Genomic DNA, 19142 nt, shown 5'->3' with positions numbered 1-19142 from the left:
CGCGCCCAAGTTGGCCCTGGGGGCGGATCAGCGTAAAGCCGCCCCCCAATCCCCTCACCTTCCGTCCGCCGGAGCTTTTCCATGCTGATCCACCTGTCGTCCTGGCCCGAGATCGACGCGCGCCTGAAGTCCGGCGCCCTGCTGTCCAAGACGGTGATCGTGCCGATCGGCTCGAACGAACAGCATGGACCGACGGGCCTGCTGGGCACCGACTGGCTGTGCCCCGAGATCATCGCCCACGCGGCGGAGAAGGGCGACGACAGCCTGGTGGTCACGCCGACCTTCAACATCGGCATGGCCCAGCACCACCTGGCGTTTCCCGGCACCATCACCCTGCGCCCGTCGACCTTCATGGCGGTGATCGCCGACTGGGTGTCGTCGCTGACGCGCCACGGCTTCGAGCGCATCTATTTCCTCAACGGCCACGGCGGCAACGTCGCCACCATCGAGGCCGCCTTCGCCGAGATCTACGCCGACTGGTCCTTCACGCCCGAGCCCTGGGCCGAGCGTCCGCCCTTCGTGCTGAAGCTGCGCAACTGGTGGGATCTGCCGGGCGTGCAGAAGCTGTGCGAGGACATCTTCCCGACGGGCCACGGCAGCCACGCCACCCCGTCCGAGATCGCCGTGACCCAGGCCGGCTATCCCGACCGGATCAAGACCGCCGCCTATGAGCCGAAGATCGCCCCCTTCGGCCCGATCCGCGACGCCAACGACTATCGCGCCCGCTTCCCCGACGGCCGCATCGGCTCGGACCCGGCCCAGGCCACCCCGGAAAAGGGCCAGCGCATCATCGACGCCGCCGTTCCGGCCCTGATCCGCGACCTGACCGACTTCGCGCAAGAAGTCTTGCCGGTCGCCTGAAACCAGCCCAGGGTCTGCATATGAGCCCCATGCAGAAGACGGCCCGCAGCGCCCTGCGCAACGCCCAGGCCGGTCAGGAACTGGCCCAGGCCTCGGCCGCCGTCATCTCGCGGCGGTTCGAGATCATGGGCGAGGCTCTGGCCGATCCCCTGCGCGCCGACCACGCCGAACTGAGCCGCATGGGCGCGGAGAAGGTCGAGGCCATGACGGCCTCGGCCGGGGCCGCCTGCGCCGGCGCGCTGGACCTGGCCGAACGCGCCGGGCGTCTGGCCGCGCGCGAGGGGGCAGAGGCCGCCGACTGCCTAACCAAACTGGCCCGCGCCGACACGCCCTTCGCCTTCGCCGCCGCCCAGACGGACTGGGCCATGGGCGCCTGGAGCCGGGCGATGCACGACGGCTGGTCCTTCTACGGCGCGGCGCTGAAGGCGCAGGGGCGCGCCCTGGCCCCCGTCCACGCCACGGCCACGGCCAATGCGCGACGCCTGAAGCGCTGACCTCGCGCGGGCGTGATGGAACGCCCGGCGCTGTCGCCGGATTGCCTTTGCATCCATGCGGAGGAGATCACCATGGCCGAGAAAGACCCCAAAGACCCCCACCCCGGCATGATGGGCGACGGCACCGAGGAGCAGAACCTCAACCAGCCCGGCGACCCCTCCAAGCGGATCACCGAGGAAGAGGTCGACGAAGCCTTCACCAAGGATCCCAAGCTGGTCCCGAAGGAATAGGCGGGACGCGGCTTCCACCCGCCGTTTCCCTGCCGTCATCCTCGGGCTTGACCCGAGGATCCAGAGGCCTCGCGCGACGGGCATCCGTTTGAAACGCCTTCGCCGCCACCTTGAACGAAGCAGAGCCGAAAGCTGGATCGTCGGGTCAAGCCCGAGGATGACGGCAAGTTGGAGCGCGCGATGAGGGCGCGACCATCCCGCCCTCACGCCGTGCGGATGACCCCGTCCCTGGCCTCAACCGGCCAGGGCGTCAGCTTGCCGCCCGCGCAGGGTCCGGCGACGCAGGCGCCCGACAGGGGCTCGAACGCCGCCCCGTGCCAGCCGCACAGGATCAGAGACCCGTCCGGCGTCAGATAGCGATCCAGCTCCACCGCGATGGGAAAGCCCGCATGCGGGCAGCGATCCACCCAGCCCGCGACCTGGCCGTCCTTCTTCACCACGAAGCCGTGGAAGAAGGCTTCGCCGATCTGCAGCACGAAGCCGCGCGAGCCGGGATCAGCGATGTCCGCCTCCAGACACAGGGCCACGTTCGGCGGCGTCTTCCAGACCCGCTTGCGCTCCTGCGTCTCGGCCGCCGGACCCTCTTGCGCCACTATTCGCGCTCGGGCTTCAGCGGGCGGCTCATCAGGCTCTCGATCGCCTGATCCACCGTCAGTTCGCCCGCCAGCACCGCCGCCGTCGCCTCGCAGATCGGCGTGTCGACGCCCAGCTTGCGCGTCAGTTCGCGCACGGCCGGCGCGCTCTCATAGCCCTCGGCCACCGAGCGCTTGCCTTCCAGCGCCTGCTCGACGCTGAGGCCCTGACCCAGGGCCAGGCCCAGGCTCATGTTGCGCGACTGCGGGCTGGAGCAGGTCAGCACCAGATCGCCTAGGCCGCACAGGCCCGCCACCGTCTCGGCCTTGCCGCCCAGGGCCGTGGCCACGCGGACGATCTCGGCGAAGCCGCGGGTGATGACGGCGGCGTGGGCGCTGCGGCCCAGCTCGCGCCCCTCGACGATGCCGCAGGCGATGGCCAGGACGTTCTTCAGCGCCCCGCCCGTCTCGGCCCCGATCAGGTCGTCGGCGTAGTAGGGCCGGAACACCGGCCCCGACAGGGCGCCCGCCAGGGCCTCGGCCATGGCCGCGTCGGCGCAGGCCAGGGTCACGGCGCTGGGCAGGCCGCGCGCCACCTCGGCGGCGAAGCTCGGCCCCGACAGCACGGCGGCCGTGGCGGACGGAATCGTCTCGGCCAGCACGTCGGTCATCAGTTTCAGCGAGCCGCGCTCGATACCCTTGGAGCACAGGATGATGGGCAGACCCGGCCGGGCGTAAGTCGCGAAGGCCTGCAACGTCGCGCGCATGTGCTGGGCGGGCGGCACGGCCAGGATCAGGTCGCAGTCAGCCAGGTCCGCCAGATCCGAGGTGACGTTGATGGCCGAATCCAGCTCGACGCCGGGCAGGAAGGCGTCGTTCATCCGACGCGCGCGGATGCTCTCGATCACCTCGGGCTCGCGCGCCTGCAGGACGACGGCCAGACCCGCCGCCGCCGCGCTCTGCGCCAGGGCCGTGCCCCAGGCGCCGCCGCCAATTACGCCTGCCGTATGGAATTCCATGTCTTCTCCGGTCCCCCGACCCCCGCCGAGAGCCAGGCCGCTTAAGCCTTGGCGCCCTTGCGGCCCGTTTTCTTGTGCACAGGATCAACGCTGGCGCGCGTCTCGTCCAGAGGCCATCGCGGCCGGGCGGCGACATCGATGTCCGACGTCAGCCCTTTTTCCAGCCGCTCGGCCCCCGCCAAGGCGATCATCGCCGCATTGTCGGTGCAATAGGCCATCGGCGGCGCCAGGAAGGCGAAGCCGTGCTTCGTCGCCAGATCCTCCAGCGTCCGCCGGATCGTCTTGTTGGCGGCCACGCCTCCAGCCACCACAAAGAGTCTTTCTTTTTGCCCTATCGCCTCGCGCGCAGCGCTCGGCTGCTTGAGGGCGCCGTCAGCAAGTTCCGGATGCGCCTCGGCGTAATCCTTCATCGCCCGCTCGGAGCGTTCGGCCAGCTGGCGCGCGATGGCCTTCTGCACCGCATCGGCCAGATCAGCCCGATCCTGCTCCGTCTCGCAGGTCTGAGCCAGACGCGACGCCGCCGTCTTCAGCCCCGAGAAGGAGAAGTCGCAGTCCTTCCGCCCCAACAACGCTCTCGGCAGCTCAAAGCGCGACCCATCGCCTGACGCCGCCAGCTTCTCCAGCGCAGGTCCGCCCGGATAACCCAGCCCCATGGCCTTGGCGATCTTGTCGAAGGCCTCGCCCGCTGCGTCGTCGATCGTCGTGCCCAGTCGGCTCATGTCGCCGATGCCGCGCACTTCCAAAAGCTGACAGTGCCCGCCCGAGACCAGCAGCAGCAGGAAGGGATAGGTCGTCTCCGCCCCCAGCCGCGCCGACACCGCATGACCTTCCAGATGGTTGACCGCGATCAGCGGCAACCCGCGCGCCAGCGCCGCCGCCTTGCCATAGGACAGGCCCACCATGACGCCGCCGACCAACCCCGGCCCCGCCGTCGCCGCCACGCCGTCCAGCGCGCTCCAGTCCAGCCCGGCCTCGGCCATGGCCCGGCGCGTCACGCCGTCGATCATCTCCACATGGCTGCGGGCGGCGATTTCCGGCACCACCCCGCCATAGGCCGCATGGTCGTCGATCTGGCTGTGGATGACGCTGGACAGCACCTCGGCGCCCGCCGCCGACAGCCGCACCACCGAAGCGGCGGTCTCGTCGCAGCTGGTCTCGAGGCCCAGCACGGTCAAACCGTCCGACCCGCGTTCGGTTGCCCCGTCCGCCGCCCTGCTATAGTCCGCGTCCATCTTCATTGGGCGGAGTTAGCGACCCGCCCCCCCTTTCGCAACGGCGTCTCGACGTGACTCAACCTCTCCTGCGCATCGGCACCCGACGTTCGCGCCTGGCCCTGGCCCAGTCCGGCATGATGCAGCGCGCCATCGGCCGCGCCCTGGGCGTGCCCGACGCCGAGGTCGAAACCCTGGTCCCTCTGGTCGAGATCGTCACCACCGGCGACCGCATCCAGGACCGTCGCCTCCTGGAGGTCGGCGGCAAGGCCCTGTTCACCAAGGAGATCGAGGAAGCCCTGCTCGACGGCCGCGTCGACGTCGCCGTCCACTCGATGAAGGACGTCCCCGCCGAACAGCCCCCCGGTCTGGCCATCGCCGCCGTGCCCGAGCGCGAAGACCCCCGCGACGCCTTCATCAGCGACCATTACGCGACCTTCGCCGACCTGCCGCAGGGCGCCCGCTTCGGCACCGCCTCCCTGCGCCGACAGGCGCAGGCGCTGGCCCTGCGCCCCGACCTGAACATCGAAATGCTGCGCGGCAACGTCGACACCCGGCTGAAGCGACTGCGCGACGGCGACTTCGACGCTATCCTGCTGGCCTGTTCCGGCCTCAACCGTCTCGGCCTCGGCGAGGTCATCCGTCAGCGCCTGCCGCTGGACGCCTTCCTGCCCGCGCCGGGCCAGGGCGCCCTGGCCCTGCAGACGCGTGAGGGCGACGTCGACGCCGCCTGGACCCGCGCCCTGAACCACGCCCCCACCGCCCTCGCCGTCGCCGCCGAGCGCGGGGCCATGGCGGCGCTGGAAGGCTCCTGCCGCACCGCCATCGGCGCCTACGCTCACATCGCGGATGGCCGCCTGCACCTCAGCACCGAAATGCTCAGCCCCGACGGGGCGAACCGCTGGACCCGCTCGGGCGATATCACCGCAGACGCCGATCACGCCGCCGCCCGCGCCTTGGGCCTCGACCTCGGCGGTCAGGTCCAGACCGTCGCCGGCGACCAGAAGATCGCGCTCTAGGGCCATGACGCCGATCCGCCGCGTCTGGGTCACGCGCGCCGAGCCGGGCGCCGCCCGCACGGCGGACCGGCTGACGGCGCTGGGCTTCACCCCGCTCGTCGCGCCCCTGTTGACGCTGGCGCCCCTGCCCGGCGCCCTCGACGCCGCTCCTTCGCCCGACGCCGTCGCCGTCCTCGCCCTAACCAGCCCCAACGGCGTCGAAGCCTTCGCCTCACTGATCCCGCGCTTTCGCGACCACCCCGTCTTCGCCGTCGGCGACGCCACGGCCGAAGCCGCCCGCGCGGCGGGCTTCGCCGACGTCCGCTCGGCCTCCGGCGACATCCACGCCCTGGCCCGCCTGATCGCCGCCGAAGCCCCGCCCGGCCCCCTGCTCGCCCCCGGCGCGCGCGAACCGGCGGGCGACCTGCCCGCCCTGCTGCCGGACCGCCCGGTCCAGCGCCTGCCCGTCTACGCCGCCGTCGAGACTCACGCGCCCGCGCCCGAACCCTTCGACGCCGTCATGCTCCACTCGCCCCGCGCCGCCCGGGCGCTGGCCGCCGATCTGCCGCACACCGCCTCATCCGGCCGCATCGCCATCTGCATCTCCGAAGCCGCCGCCGCGCCCCTGCGCCCCTTCGATTTCGCCGAAATCCGCATCGCCTCCATCCCCGACGAACCGGCGATGCTATCGGCTCTTGGCAAGCCCGCCGCGCCCGTATAAAGAGCCCTCCTCGCTCGCTCGCGCCTTTTCGCGTGAACGACGCCGGGGCCGCTTTAGCTCAGCTGGTAGAGCACCTCATTCGTAATGAGGGGGTCAGGTGTTCGAGTCACCTAAGCGGCACCACCTTTCCAGAGCACCGCTAGCTTTGACGCCCGACCGGAATAAGCCGGAAGGTGCTTCCGCTTGGGAGCTGTGTGGGTACGCGGTGGGAAGGCCGTTGGCCGTTGCTGACGCATAGCCGCGATGTTCCGTATTGGTGATCAGCAGCGCTGATCGCACGGAAGCGAGTGCCTTTATAGGGGTGTCTTCCAAAGACGCTCCCTGCTCAAATGGGTCGAACCTCCTCAGCTGATTCGAGGCGAAGATGCGTACCAAGTCCGGTTTACCTAAACGCAAAGCATTACGGCGGATGCCGGTCTTTCAGCATGGCTTTCGGGATAACCCCGCAGTCCAAAAGCAGTTAAATCCGATACTGCGCGATGATCATTCGCCCGCGCCGGGCGAGATTTCGACCGTCAGCTTTTTCGCGGGTTGTGGTGGCCTTGATCTCGGAGCGCTAGGGGGGTTCACCTTCCTAGGGAAATACTATGCTCCACAGCCGTTCAACATCTTGGCTGCCTACGACAATGACAAGAACGCGGTCGGTGCCTACAAGCTAAACATCAGTGACCATGCGCATCTAGCCGACCTGACCAAGATCGATATGGAGACGGTTCCCGCCGCAGACGTGCTTTTCGGCGGATTCCCGTGCCAAGATTTCTCAAGTTGCGGCCACAAGATGGGCTTCTCCGGCCCGCGCGGGCTGCTCTACCAGAAGATGGTCGACTACATGCGGATCCATCAGCCCAGAGTGGTTGTTGGGGAGAATGTGCCTTTGCTCAAAGGAATGAACGAGGGGGCCCTTCTTGCCCAGATCGTCGCGGACCTGACCGCCGTGGGTTACAACGTCAAACATTGGTATCTAAATTGCCCTGACTTCGGACTACCCGCATCAAGGAGGCGCATTTTTATTATCTGTGTTCGTTCGGACTTGCCGGGCTTCCCGAGGCAACCAGAGCCAACCCATGTGATGCGCCATGTTTCGATCGACGAGGCCATCGACGACCTGATGCCAATCGAGGATGAGTCCGTTCCCAACCAATCGCAGTATTTCGTAGCAACGAAGGCGACCGCCGGAGCCGGACAGGGCGATCAAAAATCCGAACGAGGAAAGCTGGGCTATGCCGTGCGAGCAAACGCCAAAGCTCGCATTCACTTCCACCACGAACTCGACCGCCGTCTGACGGTGCGTGAACTTGCTCGCCTTCAGTCGTTTCCGGACGAGTTCGTATTTCCATACTCGACGAGCGGGAACGTCATGCTGATCGGTAATGCTGTTCCGCCGATCGTCGGCCACGCCGTAACCAAGTCGGTGGCCGACTATCTGCAAGCCTTGGACAGCAATGCGTGGAAGCTGGCGTCATGAACATCGCAGCAAACGACAACCGATATCGCGAAATACTCCTGACCCCCATACGGGTCTGCGCAGGCTATCGCCCCGCTTTCGGCACGAGTAGGGGCGAAGAGGAAATCACGCTCGACGCCTTCAACCGTCTATTCGGATCTGACCCCCTCTATAGTTGGCTCGGCTTGGACTCGCCGCTGATGTATGCGGCCCACAAGGCTGCCGGGGGGATGACTTCCATTTACCGGCAAGTCGGCATCGGCTGCGAACGGTTAGTTCGAGCCGTCATCCAAGATTCGCTGTCTCTTGACGACGAAGAGGTTCGGTGGGGCTACGATTCGGTTCGCAGCGACGGAAAGAACCAGCGTCTCACGCTCGACGCCCGCATTGACGGTGACCATCTAGGCAAGGATGCAAACCGCCGTCTCACAGAGTGGCTGGCCAGGGCGAGCGAGAGAGTAAATCAGCACCGAGACACCAAAGGTGCCGTCTTCGAAGTGCGGCAGGGCTACAAGAGCGCCGACGCGAAACGCCAGAACGCCGACCTGCGGTTTGGACTTGCGGCGTATGATGAAGAATACCTGCCTGTTATCTTGGTAATTTCGACCCAGGTCAGCGGAGTCGTTATCGAAAGATATCGCCAAAATAAGTTGCTCGTTCTCACCGGTTCTAACAGCGATGATGATACGAAGAGCACATACGCATTTTTTGAAGCTGTCGTTGGCTACTCATTGAGCGATTTTTTCGAACGAAATACTTCAGCAATCCGCGCAGAAGTAACCGGTGTGCTTGAGGCGCTACTTAGGCCTGCTTGAAAAATTCGGTTTGTTCGACGTCCTTTGTGAAAGCTATCAGGCGCGGAGTCACCGGCCTGGCAAATCGCTCTTGGGGGCGATGGAAGCGACACAGTCAGGTACGTCTAAAGCCGATTGCGACGCCTGCACCTCAGCTGGAGCTAAAAAGACCACATCTGGGGTAGGGCGGTAACGCATGCGCTCAGCGCCCTAGATCGACAAACTCCTGAAGGAGCTTCCCCGGATCGTGTCCGAGAGCCTCCGCCACCTGGCAGAACTCGATCACGTCTAAGCGACGCTCACCGCGCTCCACCTTCGACACGAAGCTCTGTGGCTTCCCCAGCCTCTCCGCGAGCTCGACCTGTGTGATCTCGGCCGCCTTCCGCACCGATGCGATGAAGGCGATGAACTCCTGATGCCGCTGCGTGAAGATCGATGACGGCAAAGAGCGCCCCTCCGATGTGAGGCACTTCCGCTAAAACCTAAATCGGGATATCCCAGATCGGGTTATTTGCGATTGGGGGAACGTCGCGGCTGCTCAAGTGCGAGCCAATCAAGATCACGCCTGATGTAACGCCGAGCGCAAATCTCGGCATCTTATATGATGTGCAAATCCTGGCGCATCTCACACACAACAATGAGAAAACACCAGATGAATACCTACACCAAACGTATGGTGCTTGCGGCTATTGCAGCCTTCTACGTCGTGGTTGGCGGTCTATTTCTACAGGCCTACATCCCGGTGCAACGCTTCAACGCCAGCGTCGAAGGGCCATCTCTATCTGGCAACCAGAAGGCCTTTGAACAACAGATGCGTGACGCCCTGAGCTATCCTGACAACCAAGCGAAGGTCCGCCGGTATGGCTCTATTCTTCTATGGGGCAGCTTGGCTCTGGGCGTCGGCGGCGGCGTCCTCTTCCTGACCCGTGGCCGTAAGTCTCAACCTGCTCAAACGGGTGCTCAGTGAGAGCCGTAGTAGCGACTGCCCTTGCCGTGGGTGTTTTTACCATCAGCGGCTGCGCCTCTGCTCCAGCACGCACTGCCGGCACCTACGTTAGCCAAAGCGAGCCGGTGTATCTGATCACCGAGGCTCAGGCTGATCGGATTCTCGTGGATGCCATGAACATCGAGTTCGGAAGCGATCCTATCGTGCGCGTAGAACACCCGAACAAGGGCTATCAGGCCACCATTAAGTTCCTGTTCGACAGCCATCAGATCATCGCCACCATGGTGCCGTCCAGGGGGCGCTCTGGTGATGGTTCTGTGCAGGACGGCTACTACTTCAACGTCACGCACAGCGGGACCATGCCGCTATCGGGCATGTCGCGATCCAAGCGTATGAGGGAGCGTCTCTCTCAGGCCGCCACGGCTCTGTCGCCGAGCGTCCCTGCGGCGAGGTAAGCGGTCGGGCCGATCTGATGAAGGCTGCCTCGCCCTTCCTCCGTCTGCGAGGCCGGGAAGTCCTAGTTCTTCATCGACTTTGAGCCCGTTCACTACGCCCGCCTGAGGGCCTCTCAAGCTTCAACATCACCGACCCCCGTGGCTACGCGCTGCGGGGGTTTTTCTATGCCCGGAAAGGCTATCCAGACCATGCTTTCGCTCACCGACCGAGACGCCGTAACGGCCGCACTCACAGACCCTACCCTCGACCCCAATCTACGCGCCCTCATCGGCCTTCGGGTCTGGCAGGTGGATACCGACCGCAGGCGTCCCCTGAAAGACATCCTACAGATCGTCGTCGTCCAGCCCGGCGATCCGGCCGAGGTCATCCATGACGCCGTCGGCTATCCGATCTGCTGGGACCAGGCCGAACAGCCCGGCTGGGAGTGGTTCAACGACCACGGCTCATGGTTCGAGCTGGCCTACGTCCTGACCGACGACTTCGGGATGCTGGTGTTCGTGCCGGATCATCCCGAGACCAACGACACCCTCCGCTTCAACTGTCTTGGCGTCGCCGATCGACCACCGGCTGCGGACAAGACCTGAACCACCACCGCCGACAGGCGGACCAACAATCCATCCGACCCGAGCTCTCTGGCACTTCGCCCGAGGGCTTTTTTCATGCCTGAAGGACACCTTCCCTATGCTCTGCCTGAACACCCTTGCCGAGGTGGCGAGCGCCCTGAGCGATCCTGACCTCGATCCCGACCTGCGTCGTCTGCTGGCCCTTCGGGGCTGGCGGTTCTATGGCCACCGCGAACACCATCCCGACGCCCGTCTGATCGTCATCCACGGCGGCGACACGCCAGACGTCATCAACACCGCCCTTGGATTCGCCTTCACCGGCGACGGTGCGGACGACCTTCCCTTCGACTGGGTCCAGGATCACGGCCTCTGGTTCGAGGTCGTCGTCACCCCTCCCTTCGGTCCGCCCGTCCGGCTGTTCGTCGAGAACGGTCCAGGCACCGAGCTGGGCGTCCACTACAGATGCCTGGCCTACTTCTGGGCCGAGGAGGCTTGCTGCTGATGGTGAAGAAGCTGCTCGCCTTCCTCATCCTCGGCATGGCCTTGGCGTTGCTTCGCACCCTGCTGATGATGCTGGCCGTGGTCCTTCTCCTGGCGCTGGTCCACGCGTTCGTCACGCGACCTCGGGAGACGTTGGTGTTTCTGGGCACCTTGATCCTGTCGAGCCTCGCGGTGGCCCAGCCGCTCGCCTTCATCACGGGCGCTGTCGTTGTGACCGTGGCGGTCATCGTGGTTAGGCGAAAGCGGAGGAAACGGCACGGGAGGCGCCTCTGCACTGACAGCTAAACAGATTGGAGGCGATGCCCGCTCGAACGAACGGCTCGCTTCCTTTCAGCCTCAAGGGAATATGATCAAATCACGGAGGATTTCGGCACGCTCGGCGGAACCCGAAGGTCTTTGCCCGAGATCTTTGCTTTGGGCGGTTCTGCTTGCTCCATGGGCGGCGGCATTCGGAACTTGGTCAGAATTTCGAGGGTCTCTTCTGCAACCCTCACAAACTCCTCACCCTGCGGCGTCAGTCGCAAAGGAGCGCTGTCTGTCCATACCAATGCCCTACGACTCCAATGCTCCAGACTTTGGATTTGCTTGGTCACAGCGCCTTGGGTGAGGCCCAGTTCCTTGGCAGCGAGCGACCTGTTCTTCAGGCGCACGACAGCCAGAAATGTAACCAACCACGCCAGCCGCAGATCACCTAGATGCAAGCTACGCCGAGGGTGATTCGCACGGTTTTTCCTCACCGGTTCGCTCCAAATCAACTTGGGCCACACCCTAAATCGATATTCCTTGAAGGAATAGTCCTAGCCGCGATAACGCTAGTTAGGATATTTCCTAGATGGAATAATAGAAGCATAGATACCTGTTTTCAAAAGGATTTTTTGGTGCTTCGATCCGGTCATCGGCCTGAGGGACGACACCGAAACGCCGCACCGAACAGCGGCAGGAAGGCGTCTGAACCCAGGTCGACCCCTTCAACACCATGAGGATCAAAACGTGGTTCTTCGTCCTAAACCCAAAGCCGCTCCGGCCGAGTTACGCGTTCCGCCGCCCCCACCGTCCATGCCCATGAAAGAGGTAAAGGGGGAGAATGCCTTGGCTGCCGAAACGCCCCCTTCTCCCCCTTTGAAATCCCCGATGGCCAGCAGTGCGCTCGCCGTGGTCGTCACGCATCCCGAGGCCATCATTAAGGTCAGACCGGTCGTGCAGATCGTGACCGGCGAGGAGCACTTAGCGATCTATGAGGCTGAGCGTCTGCTGGCCGAAACGGGGCTTTATTACGTTTCAAACGGCCATCTTGTGCGCTTGGTCCCGACCCAAGGCGCAGTCCAAAGCGAAGTCGTAAACTCGCAAACCCTGTATGTCGCTCTATCGGAAATGATCGAATGGCACCGTAAGAACCGTAGAGGGGAGTGGGAGGTCAGCAATCCACCCCATAACCTGATTAACACCTTGCTCTTCAATCAAGATCGTAAATACCTGAAGACACTCCTGGGCATCGCCCACCAGCCCTACTTCGACGGCAACGAGAAACTGATCACTACTCCTGGCTTCAACTCTGAAACAGGGACTTACGCTTGCTTTGGCGTCGATGAGTATACCGCTACAGCCCCCACGCTACAGGATGCTCAACAGGCCCTGATGATGCTGAAGGCGGAGTTGGTAGAGTTCGAATTCGACAAACCGGAAGATATTGCCGCAGCCCTTTGCGCCATCCTTACCGCTGTCGTTCGTCCAGGGCTTCCGTTGGCTCCTGCTTTCAACATAGTCGCCGCGATGTCAGGCAGCGGAAAAAGCTTGCTCGCCAAAATTGTCGTTCTCTTCGCTACACCTCTGACGCCCTACATCACCAGCTATCCCACGTCTGAGACTGAAGCGATCAAGGCCATTTTCTCGGTGCTGCGCGAGAGACCACCCGTCGTCCTCTTTGATGACATGCAGACGGACTGGAAGCCTTTCGGTGCAATCAATAAGGCTCTGACCAGTGAAACCACGACTGAGCGTGTTCTTGGTATAAGCGGGACTGGGACAGCACAAACAAACTCCCTGTTCTTAGGAACAGGAAACAATAGGGAACCACATAAGGACATGCGTAGACGTGTCGTAACGTTGCGCCTTGCCCCCAAGTCCGTCTTTAAACACTTTAAACACAACCCTCATAAACAGATATCCAAATATAGATCCATCTATGTCGGCGCTGCTCTCACCATTATTCAGGCTTTCCTTCTGCACGGAAAGCGTGACGAAACCCTCACGCCAATCGGCTCTTATGAAGAGTGGTCAAAGCTCTGTCGGGAGCCCCTTATCTGGTTGGGCGAGGCTGATCCTGGCTCCAGTCTGATCAGGCAGGTCAAGGAAAACAATGACTACGAGATGTTGGCGGTTCTCCTGAAGCAATGGCGAAACATGTACGGGAACGAATCCGTCATGGTTCGCGAGATCATTGAAGATGCCAAAACCGATTCAAAGCTAATGGAAATTCTCCACGAACTTCCAGTTAGTGAGCGTGGTGAAATCAAGCCACACAACCTGGGACATTATCTCAAAGACCACCGTAACGTCCGGATAAATGGCCTCCGTATCGAGGACGGGAAGCGTAGTGAGCGCAAATCTTGGCGCGTCCTGACCGATGATGAGTAATCCGATCTAACCACTCCTAACCGTGGACGGCAGAAAAGGGGAAAAGGGGGGACGCCTCTTTCACCCCTTTTGAACCAACCCTGATCGCCACGAATTCTGCACCGCTGGCATCCCTGACCGGCACCGGGTGCCGACACCATCCCCGGCCTGAAGCCCCCGCCCAGGCGGGCCACTCTGGGGCCTCGCGGGTCCGTCCCGCTCCAGACTTCCCTCTTCACCACAAACCGCCTCCCGCTGCGCCCCCTCCGGCGCCGCGTGATGGCGCACGTCTGAACACACCTCATCACAAGGAAATTCACTCATGCCTAAGGCACATCTGACCCAGGCCTTTGTCGCCAACGCCGGTTGCGAGGTCGGCAAGAAGAAGACCGACTGGTACGACACCCATATTCCGGGATTCATCCTGGAGCGCCGCGTTAGCGGCAAAGGCACCTACTATCTCCGCTACAACGACGTGAGCGGGCGACAGCGGCAGCACAAGATCGGGGGTGTCGATGATGTCACCTGCGCGGCAGCACGGAAGAAGGCCCAGGAACTGCGGTCGGAGGTGGTGATGGGCGGCGACCCCGGCGCGAAGAAGGCGCTGGCCAAGTCCATCCCTCTCTACGCAGAGCTGGCCGCCAAGCATCTCGCCTTCGCCAAGATCCACCTCAAATCCTACGACGATCTGGAATCCTGCATGCGCGTCCACATCGTTCCGAAGTGGGGCAAGACCCGCCTCACCGACATGACCAGCCAGTCCGTCGGTCAGTGGCTGAATGAGAAGCGTATCAGCGGTTTGGCCCCGGCGTCGGTCGAGAAACTACGTGTAATCCTCGGCCGATCCTTCTCTCTGGGGGCCAGTTGGGACATTTTGGGCACCGAGAGGAACCCGACGCGGGGTATTCCGAGAAAGCCCTTAAACAACAGTCGTGAACGCTTCTTGACGCCAGAGGAAACCTTGCGGCTGAAGGCGGCCGTGGCGGCGTCCCAGAACCCGCAGCTTCAGCACATCGTCGGGCTGCTGCTCCTGACAGGGGCGCGGCTGCGAGAACTGCTGGAGGCCAGGTGGGAGAACGTGGATGTGGCGCGTCGGTCGTGGTTCATTCCGACCAGCAAGACCGGAAAGTCGCGCTATGTCCCGCTATCCACGCCTGCCGTGGCGATCATCGAGAAGCTGCCTCGCTTCAAGGGATGTCCATGGTTGGTGCCGAACCCGGAAACCCGCCTTCCATTCGTGTCGATCAAGCATAGCTGGCAGCATGCGATTGCGGAGGCGAAGCTGCCGGGGCTGAGGCTGCATGACCTGCGGCACAGCGCGGCCAGTAACATGGTCAATTCCGGCGTCGATCTGTTCGCGGTCGGCAAGGTGCTGGGTCATGCCAGCTATCAGTCCACGCAGCGGTATAGCCACCTCGCCAATGACACCCTGCTGAAGGCTGTCGAGGCCGGGGCCGCCAAACAGGCCGCCTTCTAACCCCCCAAGCGCTTCACCCGCATCCTGGCATCACGTCGGGGTGCGGGTGGGGCGCTTTATTTTTTCGTAATGCTAGCAATAGCAGTGCGTTAATGACCTCGTCATAGCCTGTCGGATGGCCACGGTTCTACGCCGCCGCCCCAGTTCCCCCAACCTCTTGAGTGCTGACTTCGTGGAATGAGCAACCTGCGCGTAGGCACCGTTAACTGGTTCGGCGGTCTCAACTCCAAGACCGGCAAGGTCAACGATTTTGGGTTCGTCCACTCGCGGGGTGATGACGTATTCGTCCACCGAACTCAGGTGATTTCTGACGCCGATGGCCTCGCGCCAAATGCCTCCGTGATTTTTCGCCTTGTGCGGGGAAAGGGAGAGAAACCAGCGGCCCAAAGCGTCCGAATTATTTCGGAAATCCCCGATGATGAGATCGGCTCCTTCCTTGAGGAAGTTCGTACATCACCGGAAGAAGTACTCCACTTATTGCTTTCACGGACGTCTCTGGCCGAATGGCATGATGAGGTTGTCGCGGCGCTTCAGTTGGGTGATGTCGAGCAGAACTTTTGGTTGCTGAAAGAATTATGTGATCGCTTTTCAATAACAGGCATTAACGATCCAATTCTTTCTCTGGTTTCTGAGAGCGTTAGGCTTCAGCTCATCCAAGGTCATTACGGGCGGATCGGAGACTTATTGACGACACTGGTGAGCGCAACCGGAAACGCTATCTCCAGTGTCAACGCGTCAACACTGTACGCACGCATCACAGAACCGGATCAAGATATCGCTCGACGCTGGTCGGGCGAAGGTCGACCTGCAGTCTACGCGAAAATGCTTTCGGCTCGCGCCGCTGAGATTGCCGCGAAAGAGATTTATGAACGCGCTGGCCATTCTGTTGAGGATGTATCGATCCATCAGCTCGGGGCCAGGAGTAATGACTGGCTGACACACGACCTACTTTTAGACGGATCAATATCTGTTGATGTTAAGAATTCCCGACGACCGATAAGTAGCAAGAATTTTTATGTTGAACATACGGTTCCAAAATTCAAACTAGATCGCCGAAACTCTCACGTTCGAATTGCGGCGCTCTTATCGCCGTATGTAAAACACAGCCTTTCACACAAGCCTTTCGACAAGTATTTTCCAAACGAGGATATTGTTTTCTTGGGAGAAACAAGCGTCCACGAACTCGACAGGCTATCTAAGACCTTCGAGGCGCCAAACTTTTCTGTTCCCCGGACTTCAGATCGCGTCTTCCCGAATTGGGTCTTTTCTTATCCCTCATCTTGGTACGGGGAATTAAACAAACTCATCGAAGCCGCTGATGCAGTCGATTGGCCCTCTGATGAAGATTGGGAATCAGCCTTTTCGAATCTACCAAAGGTCACGGTAATTCAGGCCTTCTGCATCCTCCAGAAAACGCTCCCGACACACATTTCAGACGAGATGTGGGATTGGCAGCTTCGCCTACACCATCGGCTGCGATCGGTGATCGGAGCGCCTCCTAACCTGCCCGCAATTTTCTTGACCATTCTCACAGACTTCCTGTCGGCCCTCAGCGAAGACCGAGAGAACTATGCTCCGAAGGACTGCGAGCAGTTGTTGTTCATAGACGGGAGTGCGCGTTTCCCGTTGGGCGCGATCGATCCACTCCAACTGGTCAGCAATCTCCTCAAGACTCTCCAGACGCTATGGGATGGCCGAGGAGAAACTCGGTTGGCGCGGTTCAAGCAATTCAGGTTTGTCGGTCTCGGTATACTCCAGGGAAGAGAGAGCCAAGAGCGTCCTTGGACCACGATAATCGCCTACTGTGGGGGCGTTCAGTACGAAACTGACAAGGACGGGAACATCGAGTTTCATGAGGGTGCAGCGACCCCCAAAGGAAAGTGCGGCAACACCCCCCTCATCATCGGTCACAGCCGTACATGCCCGTCATGTCGCAAACTGATTTGCTCCAAGTGCTCCTTCTGTAGCCAGCCGTGCAGAGATCAGTCCTTGGTCGAGGCAGCATCGCAGGAGATGGAGCGCATTCGATTGCGACGTGGACAGCACGAAGTCAGATGGGCCTCGCAGAGCTCTCCCCCTCCAGTATGGGAGGAAGTGCCGCTCGACGCATATGAGGACAGCCGACGTTGGGAACGCATTCGTTAATCGAGGCTAACGGTCGTCACCGCGAGGTTCCAGCCGCTAGTCGAGTTGGCGTCAGTAGGTATGGCGCAGGTCGGATTTCCGCGCGGGACTGAGCTAACGATCGTAACTTAGGAAACGGTCGGATCACCCCCTCACGCCAATCTGGGACGTGGGTGGGAAGGGCTGTTTTCACGCCGCCAGAATGGCGCTCAAACCCTTGCCACGACTGGATTTGAAGGTTTCGCTTCCGACAAATTCGTAATGAGGGGGTCAGGTGTTCGAGTCACCTAAGCGGCACCACTTCTCCTTACGTTTGTTTCGATCGCGCCGACGCCTCCGACGACGCCTCGCCGCGCGTGGACGTCAGGCCGCCAGGGCCTGGATGGGTGCAGCCGTCGCCAGATCGGACGGGGCGAAGCTGCGGACCTCGTGGTTGCCGCGATAGAGGTCGATGCGCTCCAGGCGCGGCCAGTCGCGCGCGACCTCGGTCAGGCCGCGCACGGCCTCGACCTCTGTGGCGCCCGGCAGGACGCACAGCTCGGGCGTGATCGCCTCGGGCGTGTGGATCAGACAATAGAAGACGTCCATGGGCGCGCTCCCAACCTTCAGTCGCCGTCCCCTTGCCGAAGACTGATGACAGGGAAGCGGTTGGAAGTGCGACGCTTTGGAGAAATCGAAGCCGGGCCGGAAACAGCCTAGCTGGCGAAGAACTGCTGGGTGCCGTGGGCCTCGATGGCGGCGGCCAGGCGGCCCAGGGCGTGGATATAGGCCGCCGTGCGCAGGGTGACGCCCTTGTCCTCGGCGATGGCCCAGACGGCGTCGCCCTCGGTCTCGATGATGGTCTTGAGGCGCGACTGGACCTCGTCCAGCGTCCAGTAGAAGCCCTGGCGGTTCTGGACCCATTCGAAATAGGACACCGTCACCCCGCCCGCGTTGGCCAGGATGTCGGGCAGGACCACCACGCCCTTGTCGGCCAGGATGCGGTCGCCCTCGGGCGTGATCGGACCATTGGCCAGTTCCAGCACCACCCTGGCCCGCACCGAGGCGGCGTTGCCGTCATGGATCATGTCTTCCATGGCCGAGGGGGCCAGGACGTCGCAGTCGACGGCGACCAGCTCTTCAGGCGGTATGGCCTTGCCGCCGTGGTCGGCCTGGACCACCGACCGGCCGGCCGCCTTGGCCGCCAGCAGGGCGTCCAGATCCAGGCCGGAGGCGGCGTGGACGGCGCCGCCGGAATCCGACACGGCCACGATCTTGGCGCCGATGCTGCGGAACAGGCGCGCCACGTGCTGGCCGGCGTTGCCGAAGCCCTGGACGGCCACGCGCAGGCCCTCGGCCGGCAGCCCGAGCCGCTCGGTCAGGTGACAGGTCAGATAGAAGCCGCCGCGCGCCGTGGCGTCCTCGCGCCCGACCGAGCCGCCCAGGGCGATCGGCTTGCCCGTGATGACGGCGGGCGCGGCCTCGCCCTGGATGGAGGCGTATTCATCGGCCATCCAGCCCATGATCATGGCGTTGGTGTAGACATCGGGCGCCGGGATGTCGCGATCCGGGCCGATGATGCCGGCGAAGGCCTGGACATAGGCGCGCGACAGCCGCTCCAGCTCGGCCTTGGACAGGCTCTTGGGATCGACCTGAACCGCCCCCTTGCCGCCTCCGTAAGGCAGGTTGGTCACGGCGCACTTGACCGTCATCCAGAAGGCCAGGGTCTCGACCTCCTCGGCGGTGGAGGCCGGGTGGAAGCGGATGCCGCCCTTGGTCGGACCGCGCGTGTCGTCATAGCGGCAGCGCCAGGCAAGGAAGGATTTGCGCGACCCGTCGTCCATCCGGATCAGCAGCCGGACCTTCATCGTCTCGCGCGGATATTTCAGCTTCTCCAGAACATCGCTATCGATCTGCACGTGGCGGGCGGCCTCGTCGAGACGGGTCAGGGCCGCGTCAAGGATGTTTGGATTCGGCATTATTGTTCCAAATGTCTAGGCATGACCCGGGAGCCAGGGTGGAAACCGGTTCATTTTTCGGGGAAGAGTGGATTTTGCTGCCACACGGAATGCTGCAACGCAAGAGTCAGGGTGCGGCTGCGAAGACATCGAAGAGCGCAGGAGGAGCCCCGGCCGACC

22 protein-coding genes and 1 tRNA gene are annotated in these 19142 nt (G+C 62.7%); 16 read left to right on the top strand and 7 right to left on the bottom strand.

The features are described from left to right. Positions 1-81 precede the first annotated feature (81 nt). The 3 genes from ACWGL1_RS10465 (at position 82) to ACWGL1_RS10455 (ending at position 1586) form a co-directional block, all read left to right on the top strand. Entirely contained in the window at positions 82-861 is a 780-nt protein-coding gene (locus ACWGL1_RS10465) for a creatininase family protein (protein WP_291780295.1), read from the top strand. Between the two features lie 29 nt (positions 862-890). Then, positions 891-1355 (top strand): phasin family protein, encoded by a 465-nt coding sequence (locus tag ACWGL1_RS10460; protein WP_291780298.1) that lies wholly within the window; start codon positions 891-893, stop codon positions 1353-1355. A 72-nt stretch (positions 1356-1427) separates the two neighbouring features. After that, on the top strand, positions 1428-1586 hold the full coding sequence (locus tag ACWGL1_RS10455) for a hypothetical protein (protein ID WP_223850640.1): 159 nt from the start codon (positions 1428-1430) through the stop codon (positions 1584-1586). Between the two features lie 203 nt (positions 1587-1789). On the opposite strand, the gene ACWGL1_RS10450 is transcribed toward ACWGL1_RS10455, so the two are convergent. From ACWGL1_RS10450 to tsaD, 3 genes are read right to left on the bottom strand one after another with little or no spacing between them, the layout of a single operon-like run. Next, entirely contained in the window at positions 1790-2179 is a 390-nt protein-coding gene (locus ACWGL1_RS10450) for a Rieske (2Fe-2S) protein (RefSeq protein WP_025976400.1), read from the bottom strand. Beyond that, positions 2179-3177 carry an NAD(P)H-dependent glycerol-3-phosphate dehydrogenase gene (locus ACWGL1_RS10445; protein ID WP_338577569.1) on the bottom strand — a complete coding sequence of 333 codons (999 nt, stop codon included), beginning with the start codon at positions 3175-3177 and terminating at the stop codon, positions 2179-2181. Before ACWGL1_RS10445 ends, ACWGL1_RS10450 begins: the two co-directional genes overlap by 1 nt. 41 nt (positions 3178-3218) lie before the next feature. Beyond that, positions 3219-4409: a tRNA (adenosine(37)-N6)-threonylcarbamoyltransferase complex transferase subunit TsaD gene (gene tsaD, locus ACWGL1_RS10440; protein WP_452111955.1), complete on the bottom strand. Its 1191-nt coding sequence runs from the start codon at positions 4407-4409 to the stop codon at positions 3219-3221. A 53-nt stretch (positions 4410-4462) separates the two neighbouring features. On the opposite strand from tsaD, the gene hemC reads away from it, so the two are divergent. The 5 genes from hemC (at position 4463) to ACWGL1_RS10415 (ending at position 8366) form a co-directional block, all read left to right on the top strand. Beyond that, the gene (hemC, locus tag ACWGL1_RS10435; protein ID WP_422388303.1) at positions 4463-5407 is read left to right on the top strand and encodes a hydroxymethylbilane synthase; all 945 of its coding nucleotides are present in this window, start codon (positions 4463-4465) and stop codon (positions 5405-5407) included. A 4-nt stretch (positions 5408-5411) separates the two neighbouring features. After that, positions 5412-6107 carry a uroporphyrinogen-III synthase gene (locus ACWGL1_RS10430; RefSeq protein WP_452111954.1) on the top strand — a complete coding sequence of 232 codons (696 nt, stop codon included), beginning with the start codon at positions 5412-5414 and terminating at the stop codon, positions 6105-6107. A 47-nt stretch (positions 6108-6154) separates the two neighbouring features. Continuing rightward, positions 6155-6230, top strand: a tRNA-Thr gene (locus ACWGL1_RS10425). A 241-nt stretch (positions 6231-6471) separates the two neighbouring features. After that, positions 6472-7572 (top strand): DNA cytosine methyltransferase, encoded by a 1101-nt coding sequence (locus ACWGL1_RS10420; RefSeq protein ID WP_452111953.1) that lies wholly within the window; start codon positions 6472-6474, stop codon positions 7570-7572. Next, positions 7569-8366 (top strand): hypothetical protein, encoded by a 798-nt coding sequence (locus tag ACWGL1_RS10415; protein WP_452111952.1) that lies wholly within the window; start codon positions 7569-7571, stop codon positions 8364-8366. The genes ACWGL1_RS10420 and ACWGL1_RS10415 overlap by 4 nt, the downstream gene beginning before the upstream one ends. Positions 8367-8547: 181 nt before the next feature. Here ACWGL1_RS10415 and ACWGL1_RS10410 read toward each other — a convergent pair whose 3' ends face one another. Then, on the bottom strand, positions 8548-8790 hold the full coding sequence (locus ACWGL1_RS10410; RefSeq protein ID WP_452111951.1) for a helix-turn-helix domain-containing protein: 243 nt from the start codon (positions 8788-8790) through the stop codon (positions 8548-8550). A gap of 207 nt (positions 8791-8997) precedes the next feature. Between ACWGL1_RS10410 and ACWGL1_RS10405 the strand changes: the two genes are divergently transcribed. The 5 genes from ACWGL1_RS10405 (at position 8998) to ACWGL1_RS10385 (ending at position 11096) form a co-directional block, all read left to right on the top strand. Beyond that, complete coding sequence (locus tag ACWGL1_RS10405; protein ID WP_452111950.1) at positions 8998-9312, top strand: hypothetical protein; 315 nt, start codon at positions 8998-9000, stop codon at positions 9310-9312. 104 nt (positions 9313-9416) lie between these two features. Beyond that, the gene (locus tag ACWGL1_RS10400; RefSeq protein ID WP_452111949.1) at positions 9417-9746 is read left to right on the top strand and encodes a hypothetical protein; all 330 of its coding nucleotides are present in this window, start codon (positions 9417-9419) and stop codon (positions 9744-9746) included. Positions 9747-9935: 189 nt separating this feature from the next. After that, positions 9936-10331: a hypothetical protein gene (locus ACWGL1_RS10395; protein ID WP_452111948.1), complete on the top strand. Its 396-nt coding sequence runs from the start codon at positions 9936-9938 to the stop codon at positions 10329-10331. 97 nt (positions 10332-10428) lie between these two features. Further along, positions 10429-10812 (top strand): hypothetical protein, encoded by a 384-nt coding sequence (locus tag ACWGL1_RS10390; protein ID WP_452111947.1) that lies wholly within the window; start codon positions 10429-10431, stop codon positions 10810-10812. Continuing rightward, positions 10812-11096 (top strand): hypothetical protein, encoded by a 285-nt coding sequence (locus ACWGL1_RS10385; RefSeq protein WP_452111946.1) that lies wholly within the window; start codon positions 10812-10814, stop codon positions 11094-11096. The genes ACWGL1_RS10390 and ACWGL1_RS10385 overlap by 1 nt, the downstream gene beginning before the upstream one ends. Before the next feature lie 65 nt (positions 11097-11161). Here the strand turns inward: ACWGL1_RS10385 and ACWGL1_RS10380 are convergent, their stop codons facing one another. Then, positions 11162-11578 (bottom strand): helix-turn-helix domain-containing protein, encoded by a 417-nt coding sequence (locus ACWGL1_RS10380; RefSeq protein ID WP_452111945.1) that lies wholly within the window; start codon positions 11576-11578, stop codon positions 11162-11164. Between the two features lie 223 nt (positions 11579-11801). On the opposite strand from ACWGL1_RS10380, the gene ACWGL1_RS10375 reads away from it, so the two are divergent. The 3 genes from ACWGL1_RS10375 to ACWGL1_RS10365 all read left to right on the top strand — a co-directional run bounded on the left by ACWGL1_RS10375 (position 11802) and on the right by ACWGL1_RS10365 (position 17046). After that, a complete protein-coding gene (locus ACWGL1_RS10375; RefSeq protein ID WP_452111944.1) occupies positions 11802-13445 on the top strand; it encodes a hypothetical protein in 1644 nt (547 codons plus the stop codon). Positions 13446-13746: 301 nt separating this feature from the next. Continuing rightward, complete coding sequence (locus ACWGL1_RS10370; RefSeq protein ID WP_452111943.1) at positions 13747-14901, top strand: tyrosine-type recombinase/integrase; 1155 nt, start codon at positions 13747-13749, stop codon at positions 14899-14901. 177 nt (positions 14902-15078) lie between these two features. Further along, positions 15079-17046 (top strand): cold-shock protein, encoded by a 1968-nt coding sequence (locus ACWGL1_RS10365; RefSeq protein WP_452111942.1) that lies wholly within the window; start codon positions 15079-15081, stop codon positions 17044-17046. 342 nt (positions 17047-17388) lie between these two features. Here ACWGL1_RS10365 and ACWGL1_RS10360 read toward each other — a convergent pair whose 3' ends face one another. Together ACWGL1_RS10360 and ACWGL1_RS10355 are read right to left on the bottom strand one after the other, a co-directional pair. Beyond that, positions 17389-17613 carry an oxidoreductase gene (locus ACWGL1_RS10360; protein ID WP_291780323.1) on the bottom strand — a complete coding sequence of 75 codons (225 nt, stop codon included), beginning with the start codon at positions 17611-17613 and terminating at the stop codon, positions 17389-17391. A gap of 107 nt (positions 17614-17720) precedes the next feature. Next, positions 17721-18983 carry a Glu/Leu/Phe/Val family dehydrogenase gene (locus ACWGL1_RS10355; protein ID WP_291780326.1) on the bottom strand — a complete coding sequence of 421 codons (1263 nt, stop codon included), beginning with the start codon at positions 18981-18983 and terminating at the stop codon, positions 17721-17723. Positions 18984-19142: the final 159 nt, after the last annotated feature.

This window comes from Brevundimonas sp. NPDC055812, assembly GCF_053616535.1.
The sequence above is the reverse complement of the archived record's forward strand: the minus strand, read 5'-3'. Positions and strand labels throughout refer to the sequence as shown.

Bases quoted from the DNA above. Each gene is read 5' to 3' on its own strand.
- ACWGL1_RS10460 (WP_291780298.1), top strand. From the start codon at position 891: ATGCAGAAGACGGCCCGCAGCGCCCTGCGCAACGCCCAGGCCGGTCAG.
- ACWGL1_RS10395 (WP_452111948.1), top strand. From the start codon at position 9,936: ATGCTTTCGCTCACCGACCGAGACGCCGTAACGGCCGCACTCACAGAC.
- ACWGL1_RS10360 (WP_291780323.1), bottom strand. From the start codon at position 17,613: ATGGACGTCTTCTATTGTCTGATCCACACGCCCGAGGCGATCACGCCC.
- ACWGL1_RS10445 (WP_338577569.1), bottom strand. From the start codon at position 3,177: ATGGAATTCCATACGGCAGGCGTAATTGGCGGCGGCGCCTGGGGCACG.
- tsaD (WP_452111955.1), bottom strand. From the start codon at position 4,409: ATGGACGCGGACTATAGCAGGGCGGCGGACGGGGCAACCGAACGCGGG.
- ACWGL1_RS10365 (WP_452111942.1), top strand. From the start codon at position 15,079: ATGAGCAACCTGCGCGTAGGCACCGTTAACTGGTTCGGCGGTCTCAAC.
- ACWGL1_RS10415 (WP_452111952.1), top strand. From the start codon at position 7,569: ATGAACATCGCAGCAAACGACAACCGATATCGCGAAATACTCCTGACC.
- ACWGL1_RS10390 (WP_452111947.1), top strand. From the start codon at position 10,429: ATGCTCTGCCTGAACACCCTTGCCGAGGTGGCGAGCGCCCTGAGCGAT.
- ACWGL1_RS10370 (WP_452111943.1), top strand. From the start codon at position 13,747: ATGCCTAAGGCACATCTGACCCAGGCCTTTGTCGCCAACGCCGGTTGC.
- ACWGL1_RS10455 (WP_223850640.1), top strand. From the start codon at position 1,428: ATGGCCGAGAAAGACCCCAAAGACCCCCACCCCGGCATGATGGGCGAC.
- ACWGL1_RS10430 (WP_452111954.1), top strand. From the start codon at position 5,412: ATGACGCCGATCCGCCGCGTCTGGGTCACGCGCGCCGAGCCGGGCGCC.
- ACWGL1_RS10355 (WP_291780326.1), bottom strand. From the start codon at position 18,983: ATGCCGAATCCAAACATCCTTGACGCGGCCCTGACCCGTCTCGACGAG.
- ACWGL1_RS10465 (WP_291780295.1), top strand. From the start codon at position 82: ATGCTGATCCACCTGTCGTCCTGGCCCGAGATCGACGCGCGCCTGAAG.
- ACWGL1_RS10385 (WP_452111946.1), top strand. From the start codon at position 10,812: ATGGTGAAGAAGCTGCTCGCCTTCCTCATCCTCGGCATGGCCTTGGCG.
- ACWGL1_RS10405 (WP_452111950.1), top strand. From the start codon at position 8,998: ATGAATACCTACACCAAACGTATGGTGCTTGCGGCTATTGCAGCCTTC.
- ACWGL1_RS10420 (WP_452111953.1), top strand. From the start codon at position 6,472: ATGCGTACCAAGTCCGGTTTACCTAAACGCAAAGCATTACGGCGGATG.